At 40.4% G+C, this 14170-nt stretch carries 14 protein-coding genes; 2 read left to right on the top strand and 12 right to left on the bottom strand.

What is annotated here, in order from left to right; translation table 11 throughout:
• Positions 1–153: 153 nt before the first annotated feature.
• The 5 genes from CRI88_RS10810 to CRI88_RS10790 all read right to left on the bottom strand — a co-directional run bounded on the left by CRI88_RS10810 (position 154) and on the right by CRI88_RS10790 (position 4284).
• The gene (locus CRI88_RS10810) at positions 154–882 is read right to left on the bottom strand and encodes an alpha/beta hydrolase (RefSeq protein ID WP_231745129.1); all 729 of its coding nucleotides are present in this window, start codon (positions 880–882) and stop codon (positions 154–156) included.
• A 26-nt stretch (positions 883–908) separates the two neighbouring features.
• On the bottom strand, positions 909–1433 hold the full coding sequence (locus tag CRI88_RS10805; protein ID WP_036128993.1) for a tubby C-terminal domain-like protein: 525 nt from the start codon (positions 1431–1433) through the stop codon (positions 909–911).
• Between the two features lie 400 nt (positions 1434–1833).
• Positions 1834–2556 carry a toast rack family protein gene (locus CRI88_RS10800; protein WP_230594005.1) on the bottom strand — a complete coding sequence of 241 codons (723 nt, stop codon included), beginning with the start codon at positions 2554–2556 and terminating at the stop codon, positions 1834–1836.
• Positions 2557–2665: 109 nt separating this feature from the next.
• Positions 2666–3046: an SRPBCC domain-containing protein gene (locus CRI88_RS10795; protein ID WP_036128994.1), complete on the bottom strand. Its 381-nt coding sequence runs from the start codon at positions 3044–3046 to the stop codon at positions 2666–2668.
• 29 nt (positions 3047–3075) lie between these two features.
• Positions 3076–4284, bottom strand: coding sequence for an MFS transporter (locus CRI88_RS10790; protein WP_036128996.1), 1209 nt, complete (start codon positions 4282–4284; stop codon positions 3076–3078).
• A 144-nt stretch (positions 4285–4428) separates the two neighbouring features.
• Between CRI88_RS10790 and CRI88_RS10785 the strand changes: the two genes are divergently transcribed.
• Positions 4429–5286: a LysR family transcriptional regulator gene (locus tag CRI88_RS10785; protein WP_101966775.1), complete on the top strand. Its 858-nt coding sequence runs from the start codon at positions 4429–4431 to the stop codon at positions 5284–5286.
• A gap of 38 nt (positions 5287–5324) precedes the next feature.
• Here CRI88_RS10785 and CRI88_RS10780 read toward each other — a convergent pair whose 3' ends face one another.
• Positions 5325–5885: an XRE family transcriptional regulator gene (locus CRI88_RS10780; RefSeq protein WP_036128998.1), complete on the bottom strand. Its 561-nt coding sequence runs from the start codon at positions 5883–5885 to the stop codon at positions 5325–5327.
• A gap of 151 nt (positions 5886–6036) precedes the next feature.
• Between CRI88_RS10780 and CRI88_RS10775 the strand changes: the two genes are divergently transcribed.
• Positions 6037–6906, top strand: a complete 870-nt coding sequence (locus CRI88_RS10775) for a DMT family transporter (RefSeq protein ID WP_101966597.1) — start codon at positions 6037–6039, stop codon at positions 6904–6906.
• A gap of 33 nt (positions 6907–6939) precedes the next feature.
• Here the strand turns inward: CRI88_RS10775 and CRI88_RS10770 are convergent, their stop codons facing one another.
• The 6 genes from CRI88_RS10770 to CRI88_RS10745 all read right to left on the bottom strand — a co-directional run bounded on the left by CRI88_RS10770 (position 6940) and on the right by CRI88_RS10745 (position 14055).
• Positions 6940–7938: a sensor histidine kinase gene (locus tag CRI88_RS10770; RefSeq protein WP_101966596.1), complete on the bottom strand. Its 999-nt coding sequence runs from the start codon at positions 7936–7938 to the stop codon at positions 6940–6942.
• A complete protein-coding gene (locus CRI88_RS10765; RefSeq protein WP_101966595.1) occupies positions 7935–8606 on the bottom strand; it encodes a response regulator transcription factor in 672 nt (223 codons plus the stop codon). Before CRI88_RS10765 ends, CRI88_RS10770 begins: the two co-directional genes overlap by 4 nt.
• Before the next feature lies 1 nt (position 8607).
• Positions 8608–9588, bottom strand: coding sequence for an alpha/beta hydrolase (locus tag CRI88_RS10760; RefSeq protein WP_089932299.1), 981 nt, complete (start codon positions 9586–9588; stop codon positions 8608–8610).
• Between the two features lie 464 nt (positions 9589–10052).
• Positions 10053–10472, bottom strand: coding sequence for a DUF1801 domain-containing protein (locus tag CRI88_RS10755; RefSeq protein ID WP_036129019.1), 420 nt, complete (start codon positions 10470–10472; stop codon positions 10053–10055).
• 41 nt (positions 10473–10513) lie between these two features.
• Positions 10514–12325: an ABC transporter ATP-binding protein gene (locus tag CRI88_RS10750; RefSeq protein ID WP_101966594.1), complete on the bottom strand. Its 1812-nt coding sequence runs from the start codon at positions 12323–12325 to the stop codon at positions 10514–10516.
• Positions 12322–14055, bottom strand: coding sequence for an ABC transporter ATP-binding protein (locus tag CRI88_RS10745; RefSeq protein WP_101966593.1), 1734 nt, complete (start codon positions 14053–14055; stop codon positions 12322–12324). Before CRI88_RS10745 ends, CRI88_RS10750 begins: the two co-directional genes overlap by 4 nt.
• Between the last annotated feature and the right edge of the window lie 115 nt (positions 14056–14170).

Raw genomic sequence — 14170 nt, 5'->3', positions numbered from 1 at the left:
CTGGAGAAACAAAAACAAAAGATCCTTTAATTTAGAAAGAAACATGCACCTCAGTCATTAGATTTTCCCTAACGATTGGGTGCATCTATTGGTTTTATCCTAACACCTCTTGGTCTCCAGAATGCTTGTCCTGCAACATTCCTCCATTAGCATTTATTCCAAAAAATCTATTATCTCCTGTATGATTTCATCTTGATCCCGGCCTAATGTCATCAAATGTTTAGCGTTTTTAAAGCCCCTCTTCTGCTTAGTGGAAGAGTGAACATGTTGATAAATCGTTTCAGCGCTTTGTGCATACGATGCATCGTCGCGTTCACCGTAGTAGATAGCGATAGGAACGGTAATTCTATCAAGCTGCTGCATCGTTGCTTGGATAAACTGTTGAAATGCGCTCATAGCATCTAACGCCATGTGGTGAAATGGCTCCATTTCCTGTGAAATTTGAGACGCTGATTTGCCCTCTATCGTTTTATAATTGTAAGCATAATCAATTATTCTTTGTTTTAATTGCGCTGGCTCCTTATCAATTGGTACTGATAAGACAATGATTTGTGATAGCTTTTCGAATTGGGCAAGCTTTAAAGTAAAAATGCCACCGATGGATAAGCCAATGACCGAAATTTTCTGATAGCCTTCATTCAATAAAAATTGGTGGGCATTGACTACATCCTGCCACCAGTCGTCTACCTGATAGTGTAATAACTGTTCTGGGGTATGACCGTGTCCTCGGTATAATGGTGCATAGCAAGTGTAGCCTTGTGCATGTAATGAAGTGGCTACTTTCTTCATATCTCTTGTATGACTTGTAAAAGAATGTAAAAGTAATACGGCATGCTCGTTTCCCTGTAAATAAATTTCTTTCGCTGGTAGTATCTTCAGCACATAATCAAGCCCTTTCTCGAATTCGTTTATGCTCCCACAAACAATACTGCCTGTCCTATCGCAATAAAAAAGGCTTCCTCCTGGATGGGACTACTGTCTTCAATTTCTAGCGTAATGTCAAAATGCGTCTCACAGAAAGTAGCTTGCCAACGTGCGATAGGCTGCTCATTCACTGTAAATACAGACCAGCCCTCCATTTCTTTGTTGAGCTTGATTTGCTGTTCACCATTTGTAATCAGTAAATCAGGAATCATGATTTGCCAGCCATCATAGGCAATCATATAGTCTTTGCCTGACACCAAATCCTTGCCTCTGAAATGTACGCGCCCACGACGGGATACTTTTTTACACGTAAAAAGTGGTCGACCGTTGCGATCATTGACATCAAAGCGAACAAAATAACGATAGTCCATTGTGCGGTCAAATGCTTTTTTTAGAGCATTGGAATAAACACGTTGAACAGTGGACGATACCTCCCCTGCTTCATTGATAATTTGGATGGCCTCTGTTGACTCGATAGCTGCTGGTTGCTTGTATGTATAAATTTTCACGACTTTCGCTCCTTCAAAACAATAACTTTCTTAAAGCTACCATAAAATAAGCGCCAAATACAAAGGATGTATTTGACGCTCCTATTATTGTATAGGTACTTCTACTGTAAATGGTTGGAACTTCACTTCTTTATAGGATGATGGATTGAATGGGATATGTGTTTCTTTGCCATCAGCGTCTATTTGAACGCTCCCACTTCCTGATGGAATGGAAACATAAGGCGTAATGATTAATTTTTCAACGTGTTGTGCTATTGGATCAAAGGCTTTGTTCCATACTTGTTTCCTCTCCTTCCATACTTAGAGTCTTTTATCCAAGCAAAAGGTTTCACTTTTATTTATTTTTTTGGCCATACAAAAAGTAGACTACTGTATTTTAAGTAGCCTACTACATTTTCCTTTATTGATCTAATTTAAAGGTAATATCTCCGACACCCAATTCCGAATGAACCTCTAGCACAACATCTGCCTTGTCATAGGCTTCGTTGACATAGACACCCTGGCCTTTGGATACAAGACCCTCTATATTTGAAGATCCGATGCCCTTCTCTGTCGTTAATTTGACACCAACCTTTGATGGTAAAATAACGGTTGTTTGACCGACGCCCGTTTCAATCGATGTCTTAAAGCTCTTTTTCCAATCGCCACCTAAATTAACCGTTACATCACCGACACCTGCATCAATATCAAGCTTTTCCAGCTGGAGCCCCTGTAAATCTAGGTTTGCAAGGGATGCGCCTGTTTCAACTGTCAAATCCATCGGGATACTGTCATTCAGTTGGATTGCCCAAGTGTTTTTAATATTTGAGATTCCTAGCTTTGTAGAGCCTTTATGCTGAATATCCACTTCTCCCGTATCGCCGTGGACATCATAGTCTACCTGTGGGGCTAGCTTTTTAATATTATAGTCGGCCTTGCCCTCTACCCATTCCTTCGCACCGCTCGATACTGTCAGTTCACCAACACCTAGATCAATGTCTACCTCTAATGCTTTCACTTTATCCTTTTCTACCAAGATGGCTTCCTCTCGCATCTTGTTGTTTGGAATAAAGGAGAAACACCCCGATAAGACCAATACAGATGTACCCATTATGACACCTAAACCAACTAATTTTTTCAACATGATTTCCTCCCACCATATAATCTACCAATAATTTCATTATATAGGAGTCAACCTTTTAAAATACGACCCTGCGCTCGAAATTTATCTAAGACCTAAGACGTAGGGTTCGCTACTGATAAGGGATATCTCCCCCTTCCAGCAATGCCTTTAAATTAGCCAGCGAAGCCTCATAGCCTGGTGAGTTAATGCTTACAGTTGTCCCCTCGTGCTGTTGTACTAGCGTAATGGCAATCAACGTTTCCGGCACCTCTAAGTAAAAGGAAAACTCCTCATGTTTTTTTACGTGCTGAATCGTGAGCTGCATAGGTAGCTTTTCAGATAGCTGATTATGCGCATTAGGCATTAACGTAAACGTTATCTTTTCACCATCTGCGAGTTTAGGGATATCCCAGGTGGAGCCTGGTGCATACCATTGCGAGAGGAGTTGTTCCTCTGTAATCGCTTGCCACACGCTATCTATTTTCGCATCAATCCAAATCGAACTGGTCATTCACCATTACCACCTTTTTCTATTTTCCATTATTTTACCGAATTTTCAAACGATAGACTACTTTGGGATGTTCGGTATAAATGAAATGCCCCAATGATGATGAACATGGCCATGAAATCCAAGGCTATTTGATGACTTGAGAAAACAGCAACTAAAAAACCATACAACGTTGGTGCTAAGACAATAAAAAATTGATTAATCGTTAAAGCTGCACTCACGGTAAGTCCCACAGCTTGAGGATCAGAATGCTCGGTGACACAGGTAATATATAAGGAATACCAGCCGAGTGCTAAAAAACCAAACACACCACAAAAAATAATCATCAAGCTCTTCCCATGTATGACAAAGGGCAAACAGCCAATCATCATAAATGTGGCAACCATGACAAGCACTAACAATGACGCACGTTTATGAGCGAAATATCGGTCACCCAGCCAAGCAAGCACAATTCTCCCTAGCATGCCTCCCAGCAAAATCAAACTTAAATAGCTCCCTGCCTCTGTTAATGTATAGCCGCCCTCTTGATGTAAATAGCTCATAAAATGAGCAATGATGACCATTTGTAAGGACATCATGACAATGCCGACAAAAAATAGAGGATAGAGCGCTCGATTATGTTGAATAGCCATCATCTTTTCTTTAAAGGAAATAGGATTTGCGGCAACGGTTACGTGCTGTTTTGGTTCATGATACAGCAGTAAAAATAAAAGTCCCCCACCTATCGCCACTAACCCCTGTACCAAATGCACAGTGGACAGATGGTGCTGTTGATATAAATACGTTAGTACAATAGAAGAAAGTGCCCCACCAATGGGGATACCTGTCTGGCGAATACCAATAGCAAGCCCACGATGCTTATCTGGAAACCACTTCACAATAGCGGTACTGCCGCCAGTTTGTGCACTACCATACCAGATACCAACAACTATTAATACGAGGAGCAATGTCGTATAATGGTTCACAGGTATTAACAGGAAGGCTGACAGGCCCAGTATAACGGAGCCCCATCCAATAATCCGCTTTTCTCCTTTTTTATCCATAAGGTAGCCAAATAACAGCATGGAGAAAATCGGCCCTATATTGACGGCTGAAACAATCAGTCCAGTTTGAAAGGACGTTAAGTGCCATTCCATTTGATAAAAAGAGGCAACTGGCCCCATCCCATAGGTGACAAAGGTTGAAGCTGTCTGTGACAGTGTAGCCACTAGTAAAATAACCCATTGATAATATGTATGCATGTTAACCCTCCATCAGGTTGATACCGCTTTATTTATGCAGTATACCTTGTCGCTACCTAGAGTTTACGTTGACTGATAGCATACGTAAAATGGAGGAAAATGATAGCAGCTATCAAAAAATTTAATAGGTGTGTGACGAACAATATGAACATTGAAGACATTGCCTTAAAAATAGAGCTTTTAGAAAGGCAAAACTTAAGTAAATCCGCTGAAATCACTAATTATACACAATCTGCCTTAACTTCGAAGGTAAAAAAAATAGAAAGTGAAATTGGACAGGAGATCTTTAAACGAACACCACAAGGTTTAAAGCTGACGGAGGTAGGTAGCCATTATTTACAATTTTTAAAACAGGTTGCCCAAAACTATGAAGAATTTTTACAAATGATCGGACCTGCTCAAACGAGCCTCCATTTTGGAACTTCTCATACAACCATTAAAATTTATGGTGCATCCATTATGAACGAACTCCAAACGAGTCATAGTCCAATTGATGTCGATTTCACTGTCGAATCAAGTACATCTTTAAATCACAAAGTACATAATGCTGAGCTGGATTGTGCACTGACTAGTAATCCAACTAAACAGTATGCCGATTTAAACTATGATCTAATTGCGTCAGAAACATTTGAGGTCATTTCAAGCCCTTCTCATGTCATCGATTTTGAGCAACGAACGCCAGTAACACTACTCGTCTTAAGTAAAGGCTGTATGTATACACATGCATTGGCACAATGGCTAACAATGAAGCAAGTTCCTTTCACAATGAAAGAAATTAAATCCGTTAGTAGTATTCTTGATTTTTTAGAAATTGAGCATACGATTGCAGTCTTAAATACGAAATTATTGGCACTTTATCATTGCCCTGACCTGCACTTTTATGACATGGATGATCTCAATAAAGTAATTGAAACGGTCTTTATTTATCATGAAAACGACAGCAAGCATTCCTCTATTATGCAATTAAAGCAGGTAATAGAGTCCTTGCTTGAAACGGAATAGTATCGAATACAGCAAGGCTTCGCTAGTCCTTGCTTATTCTATATTAATGAAGGTGTTAGAACGAATAATACGTGGATGCTGTCATTGCTTTTATTGAGGAAACGATGTCGAACATTCGGCGGAATCCGCACAACATCCCCTTCCAATAGCTCATACTCTTCTCCTTCTAGCTCTACATAGCCTTGCCCCCTCATCATCACTGCTATCTCTTCTTTATCATTGTGACAATAATGACTTTCCGTGGTCACTGCGTGTGGATTTAATTCCATCATGAGCATGTCAATTCGAGCTTTCATAAAGTCAGGTGTTAATACATCATAGACAATATGATCCTTGTTTTCTCGATATATTTTTTTGCGGTTGTGCTTGCGTGAAATAAGTGTACTTGTATCGATATCATGAATAAAAAGTGTAAACAATGGTACATGTAAAGCCTTTGCAATTAACTCCAGCACACTTAACGATGGATTCGCTTGTCCACGTTCGATTTGACTAATTAAAGAAGTACTAATGCCTGCGTAATCTGCAAACTCTCTAATGGTCATACCATTTTTCTTCCGATAACTTAGTACGGTTTGTCCTAATTGATGATACTGCATGGCACGACTCCTTTTTATCATAATGTGTATTTTTCTAGTTTTGTGCTGATATTCTAAAAACCCTATTTTATTGAGGAAGACTACACTATAATAGGTTAGGCAATATTATTAATCTTGTTTATTATTATAAACAAATACATAGGAGTTCATCATGTTTTATTACATCTCTTTATTTTTTGCTGTCTTTGCATTATCGACTTCAGCTATTTTTGTCAAGCTTGCCGATGCGCCACCAGCCATTACGGCCTTTTATCGATTATTTTTTGCGCTACTAGTGCTACTCCCCTTTTTATTAGCGCAAAAGGGATTGCGACAGGAAATGACGAGCCTCTCCAAAAAACAGTGGGGACTGGGCATTTTATCAGGATTATTTTTAGCCTGTCACTATGTCTTATGGTTTGAATCATTAAACTACACATCGGTGGCTAGTTCAACAGTCATTGTAACACTACAACCTTTATTCTCTTTAGTGGGAAGCTATTTTTTATTTAAAGAACGTTTTTCTAAAGGAGCAATTGTTGGCTGTTGCGTAGCCATTATCGGTTGTTTCATCATCGGCTGGCAGGATTTCCAGATTAGTGGACAAGCTCTTTATGGCGATATCCTTGCCTTTATAGCGGCAGGTATTATTACGGCCTACTTTTTTATCGGACAATCTGTTCGCAAGGATTTATCACTTGTTCCTTATTCGATCATTGGCTATGGAAGCAGCTCCATCTTCTTAGCGGTATACGCCCTCTTTATGCAGGAATCGTTCTTCGACTATTCAGCATCCACTTGGTGGTCTCTTGTAGGATTAGCCGTTATTGCAACGATTTTTGGGCAAACCATTTTTAATTGGCTATTGAAATGGTTAAGTACAACCGTTATCTCGATGAGCATTTTAGGCGAAACGATCGGTACATGTATATTAGCTTATTTTATTTTAGATGAGATGATTTCTATTCAACAAGGGATCGGCATTATCGTCATTTTACTAGGACTTGCGCTCTTTTTACTGCAACAACGAAAATCTCATTAAGACAAAACAACGGCAAAGGCTGCCGTTGTTTTGTTATTGCAGGGACTTTTGGGCAAAGCCAAAGGAAGTCCCCGTGTCGTTTGATTGTAATGAAACGTCGATGTTCAATGTTTTGGCAATGTCCTGTATAATTTTGAGCCCAAGTCCTGCATAATCGGCATCAGGCTCGAAGCCGACTCCATCATCACACATGAACACTTGACCATTCTTTATAGAAACCTCTAGCTTAGTTGCTTGGGCATGCTTTAATGTATTTTGGAAGACATTATCAAATAAACGTTGTAGCCATAATTCATTGCTAATCCAAATAGCATGTGGGTCGTCATGGTGAAAATGCAGGGCTATGTTTTGCATGCGATATAAATAACGCCACTTCTTCATCATCGTTTCTAGTAGCTGTGCAAGCTGGATTTCCTCCTGGACAACAAAGGAATTTTCACTTGTATCAAAGGCTTGTAACTGAAATGCATTTGTTAAATTCGTTATATAGTGGATTTGTGCATTTAAGGATTCCACCAATTTCGGCTGCCCTTGTAATTGATCTTCTAGAAAAAATAACTGTAAACGTATGGCCGTCAAGGGCGTATGGATGTCATGTCGTAACTTTTGCAGCAGCTCTTTTTGGAGCTCCTGCTGCTGCGCTAACTCTAATTCTCGGTAAGTCGTCCGCTCAATTAAGAGATTGACAGACTGCATAAGCTGTCCTATTTCATCCTCACTACTAATTGTTAACGTATTTGGTATCCGTTCATTACTAGCTAATTCCCGTATCGTTTTATTGAGCATCGTGATTTTTGACAATAAAGAATGGATAGTTGTTGAGAATAATAATGCTAACAGTCCTAATGACAGCACAAACGCTACGAGCATAATAGGATAGGCAAAGGATTCATGAAACGGAATGCCTTCATTTTTCAATTTAAAGACCTTGTCATAAACAAGAGCTATAGCCACACTAATGCTTAATAACACAATTGGTACACTAGCAATCGCCAAAAATAATAAAGTACGGTATTTCGTTTTTAAGGTCATTTTTTGATGTAGGTATTCAAACGATACCCTTCTCCATAAATATTTTGCACAATGCCGCCTGCTGGATCATGTAACTTTGCTCGAATCTTTTTAATATGGACATTGAGAATATTATGATTGCGTTCATCCAGTGGCCAAAGATAGTCGAAAAATTGATCCTTTGTTAACACTCTGTCTCGATTGTCAAATAAATAAAAGAACATTTTCCGCTCTGTCGCTGTCAATGCAATTTCATCATGAAGATTTTGATTAAACACTTTACGCCGCTCCCCATCAATAAATAAATGCTGGATTTGCGTCAATGTACCATATTGCTGGCTCAACATTTTTTGCATCCTAAGCAAAAGCTCACGCGGGTCAAATGGCTTTGTCAAATAATCCTCCCCGACCGTTAAGCCCTCTAGCTTACTATCAATATCATTTCGTGCCGATAGAAAAATAATGGGGATATTTAAGCCTAATCGTTTAATATTTTTGCTTAATTGATAGCCATCCTCTCCTGGCAGCATAATATCCATAATGACTAAATCCACTTGCTGAATGAGTGACATAATGTCTCGACCATCTGTTTTCCAAATCGCTTCATAGCCTTCTCGCTGTAGTATTTTTTGTAGCAAATCCCCAATCATTTGATCGTCTTCTACAATTAAAATGGTAAATCCTTTCATATTATCGACCTTTCTTATCAGCATTCGTTTTCATAAATATCATGGCTAGTTGATAGATTTCATCGGGTTGATAAAGATAAATACTATGTGTGCCACTGACCTCTTCCACCTGTGCATAGGTGAATTGCTGTGCAAAGTCTGCATAATCCTGCCTTTTCTGCTTCGTATATTGCGAATCTTTATTGTCTTCTGCAATGGCATCAATCAGCAAGATTGGCGTGTTTTGCGGCTTTGGAAGCTGTTCTGATTGTAAACTATTTTCATAGACCTGTAACAGCTCATTTTTCATATCCTCATTAAAAAACTGTCTAAAGGACAATGCCTGATACATTTTCTTTTCCTCTGCTGTTAAAAAGGACATTTTCAATACTTGCGGATTATAGACCTGTGATGGCAGAAGTCGGTGTAAACCCATTCTAGTTGCTAGACTCATCCCCTTCACCATCCATCTATCGACGGTTCCCATTGGATGCTTTACATATTGACTAGGTAAACCAATGTCCAGCGCGATGATTCCCTTTACTTCTTCGGGGTATTTTTGTGCCCAGTAAATGGCTTCTAGCCCTGAAATGGAATGTGGTACGAGTATATAAGGAGGCTGAAGACCACTTTGTAGCAGAGCCTCTCGTGTTTGCGCTAGGATTGTCTCAATGTCTCTTGCATCATGGGCTACATCACTATAACCATAGCCAGCTCGATCCACTACGGCTATTTGATGGTGCTGTGAAAACTTACGGTACAGCCCCTTTAACTCATACACTGGGGCTGCAATACCTGAGCCTGCCATAAATACATACGTGTCCTCGCCAACTCCCTCCTGATAGACATTAATTTGATGACCGTCGACGTCTACTAGTGTGCCATTATTTTGTAAAATAGCAGATTCCTTCTGTACTAAATAATAATGGTAGATCCAAACAACCACCATTCCAAGCATGATTAATGCTCCTATGTATACCAATAATTTCTTTAATTTCTTCATACGTAGCTCCTCTCCGTTCATACTTGCAAGGATACACATTAAAAATAAATTTCTAATTAATTTTTGGAGAAAAATTATAGTTGCACACTTCCTAAAATGACTCAGCCATCTGACCCCGATTGAATATCGGCACCAGATGGCTGCATAGCTTTGAACGATTCATTATAAGTACCTGTAGTCTAAATGGACACTTTATTCCAATAGTAAAATCATTAGTAGTATAATAGGACACTGTTAAAGCATTTGGACTAGCTATCTCTAAATATCATCTGTTTACTTTTTTTAACTTCTCTGTAATATCTAGTATCACTGCTCTTACCACTTCCTTTTATTTCAATACAATGAAGGCCGCAATAATGTTACACCCTCTTTTTTGTTAGTATTTTTAGACGTCTCCTGTATATATACGTTTCAGTGATTCCATAAAAAAACTGCCTACATTGAGATAGACAGTTTTCTTAGTATTAAGCATCTGGATAGTTTTTTTGTACAAAGTCGATGGTTTGTTGTATAAGGGCTTTTAGGATGTCTTCATCCACATCTGCAAGCTTATTAATATACACGCAGGCTTTCCCCGTTGTGTGCTTGCCAAAGTGCTGTAATAGCTGCTCTCGCTCATCACCTGGGGCAAAATACAGGCTAATTTTTGCTTTGCGTGGGGAATAGCCAACACGGGGTGCATCCCCTTCATGGCCTGTTTTGTATTTATAATGATAGCTACCAAAGCCGATAATACTCGGTCCCCACATTTTGGCTTCATAGCCTGTGACCTCTGTAAAAATGTCCAATAACCGAAAGGCGTCTTCTCGTTTTTGTGGATGGTCCACATTTTCAATAAATTCAATGACACTTGCATCTGTTTCTTTCATTTTTAATTCATACATGTCTATCCCTCGCTTTCTGGAAGATGTACCTTTATTATTCCCTATTCTACCTGCTCTAACAATAATTTTTGCTGGAGATGACGATAAATGCCCTGCTGCTGCATTAACGTTTGGTGATTACCTTGCTCGACAATTTCCCCCTGTTGAATGACGAGAATTTGATCGGCATTCTCGATTGTTTTTAAACGATGGGCTATGACAAAGCTTGTGCGTCCCTGCATCAAATGCTGTAAGCCTTTTTGAATATCGACCTCTGTTTGCGTATCCACACTCGATGTCGCTTCGTCCAAAATTAAAATATCAGCATTCTCTAAAATAGCACGAGCAATGGCGATGAGCTGGCGTTGTCCCTGACTTAAATTAGCGCCACCTGCCTGCACAGGTGTATCGTATTGGGCTGGTAAATATTTAATAAAGTGATGGGCATTTGCAATTTTCGCCGCTTCCACGACCTCTTCATCTGTGGCATCTAGCTTCCCAAAGCGAATGTTTTCACGAATGGTGCCAGAGAACAAATACGTGTCCTGTAAAACTACGCCTACTCTTTGGCGAATGGTCGCCATTTGATAGTGTTCGATATTGTGCCCATCAATCAAAATTTCCCCTTGATCCACGTCATAGAAACGCGTCAGTAAATTAATAATCGTCGTTTTCCCTGAGCCTGTTGGACCAACAAGAGCGAAGGTCTCTCCTGCCTTGGCATGGAAGTGAATATTTTTTAACACAGGCTTATTTGGCTCATAGCTAAAAGATACTTGCTGGAAAATAACATCCCCTTTGAGCGATGTTGCCTCGATGGCATGAGGCTGATCTACTACCTCGGATGGTTCATCTAGAATCTCAAACACACGCTCTGCACCAGCAATGGCCGACTGAAAGGTATTTAACAGATTCGATAACTGATTAAGCGGACGGAAAAATTGCCGTGTATACGTCACGAAGGCGGCAATGATCCCAACTGTAATGATGCTCTTCACGGCTAAAAAGGCACCCGTTCCGATAACGACGGCTAAGCCCAAGTTATTCATAAAGTTATTAATCGGTCCTAATAAGCCAGAGGTAATTTCTGCACGTTGGGCGGAGTTTCGCAGATTTTCGTTTTGCTGATGAAACGTATCAATCGTTTGCTGCTCCTTCCCAAAAAGCGTGAGGACCTCCGCACCCGTAATCATTTCCTCAATATAGCCGTTCAGCCTGCCAAGATCCCGTTGCCTTGCTGCATAATTTTTACTACTGCGCTTAATAATTTGCTTGGTCGTGAACACAATAAGCGGAATAATAATCAATGTCACAATGGCTAACTGCCAGCTCAATGTGAACATCGCAATACTGACACCAATGACAGTTAAAATAGATGACACGATTTGCGTCACACTTTGCGCAAGGGCCGTATTTAAATTATCAATATCATTTGTGACACGGCTCATTAAATCACCAAGTGCACGCTGATCAAAAAATCGTAATGTGAGCGTTTGAAGCTTATGAAACAGTTCCAGCCGCAATGTCCGAATTGTTTTCATCGCCACATGAATCATGACATAGGTTTGCAGCCATGTCAGAATAGATGCTACCGTAAAAATAACAGCTAAGACGATACCTAAACGGATCGTGCCGTCGATATCCTTTTTCATAATATAATCATCAATAATATGCCCAATCAAATAGGGCCCTGCTAGACTTAAAAAGGTAGAAGCAACGACAAAAAAGATGGCTAAAAACATCCCTATTTTTTGCTGTTTGACATAATGCCATATTCGGAACAATGTTGCTCTTTGATTTTTCGCCTTCTCAGATGGCCCTCCGATACGTGGGCCACGTCCAAAATTCATTTGCTTTGGTTGATTTTGACTCATTTTTGTTCACCAGCCTTTTGCTGCGACGCATAAATGGCTTGATAATGCGTATTGGCTTGTAGTAACTGCTGATGGGTTCCTTGCCCAACAATATCGCCATCCTCTAAGACCAAAATCATATCAGCCTGCTGTATCGAGGCAATTTTCGACGCTACAATCAATGTCGTTGTGTCTTGATACTGTGTGGCAATAGCCTGCTGCACATGCTGCTCCGACGCACTATCGAGCGCGGAGGTAGTATCATCTAGCACTAGAATGGCAGGCTTACGAATAAATGCACGACTTAAAGCAAGGCGCTGCTTTTGCCCGCCCGATAAATTTGTAGCTCCCTGTGACAATTCATGGGCTAAGCCTTTATCAAGTCGCTCCACAAATTCACTCGCACAGGCTGCCTCTATTGCCTGTTGTATTTCCTCGGCTGTCGCCTCATCCTTGCCGAGTCGAATATTTTCTTCAATCGTTCCAGAGAACAATAACGCTTTTTGGGAGGTAAAGCCGATATGCGCACGTAATGTTGCGAGGGCATACGATTTGAGTGGTCTGCCATCTAGGCGAATTTCACCATCTGTTGGATCAAATAAGCGAGGAAGCAGCTTTACTAGCGTTGATTTGCCACTACCTGTTTTTCCAATGATGCCTACCGTTTGCCCAGACTTTACAGAAAACGAAATTTTTTTGAGGACATCCTCTGCTGTATCATAGTATCGATAGCTCACCTGATCGAAGTCAATCGCACCTTGTATGGATGCAGAAATCGCCTGTTCCGATTCCTTCACCGCAATGTCTTTATTTAAAATATCCACAATCCGTTCGCCTGAAGGCAATGCTCGTGCAATTTGCATTAGCACCATACTAGAAGACATTAAGCCATTTAAAATAATCGTTAAATAGTTGATAAACGCCAGAATGACCCCAACTTTCAAAGTACCCGCCTCTACCTTAATGGCCCCAAGCCAAAGTGCTGCTACAATGCCCAGATTGACAATAAACATCGTAAAGGGCACAAGTACCCCTACGATTTGCTCTGCAGTGATGAAACGCTTTGTCAGCGCCTCATTTAATTCTCCAAATTGTGCCACCTGCTGTGTCTCACGACGAAACGCTTTGACCACACGAATACCCGCCAAATTTTCCTGTAGCTTCGTATTGACCCCATCAATCGCCTCCTGAACACGACGATACAGCACACCTGAATACTTCGTAAAAAAATACATGGCGATCATCAACAACGGCACGATAATGAGAAGGATGGAAAAAAGCTCACGCGCTGTCACAAACACGATAATCACTGCTCCGATAAAAAGCAAAGGCCCACGCACAAAAATCCGTAGCGTCATCATAAATGCGCGCTGAATACTTTCCACATCACTTGTTAAAATCGTAATCAGCTTCCCTGTCGTAAACGCATCCCGCTCCTTGGCTGAATACGTCATCATCTTCTCATAAAGAGCCTGTCGAACATCCGATGCAAAATGAATCGCAGCCTTCGAGCTGTAGTACGAGCAACCGACTCCACCAATAAGCCCCAGCACTGCGCTGCCAAGCATCCAGACAAACATAGTCAATACATAACGATTATCCCCATTGACAATCCCTGTATCAATCATATGCTGCATGATGGTTGGCTGAATTAAATCCATCGTCACCTCTAGCACCATCAATAACGGCGCAATCAAAGTGAAAAATTTATAAGGCCCCAAATACTGCCCTAACTGTTTAACTACCTGCATACATTCGTCTCCGTTCTATTTAAATCCCATTCGTTCCTCATTATAACTGAAAATCATTCCCATTTGGCAATAATTTTTCGGGTCTCGTAATATTTACAACCCTATCAATCATTTA

Origin of the sequence: Lysinibacillus fusiformis (assembly GCF_002845985.1) — a bacterium.
Taxonomy (GTDB): domain Bacteria; phylum Bacillota; class Bacilli; order Bacillales_A; family Planococcaceae; genus Lysinibacillus; species Lysinibacillus fusiformis_D.
The sequence above is the reverse complement of the archived record's forward strand: the minus strand, read 5'-3'. Positions and strand labels throughout refer to the sequence as shown.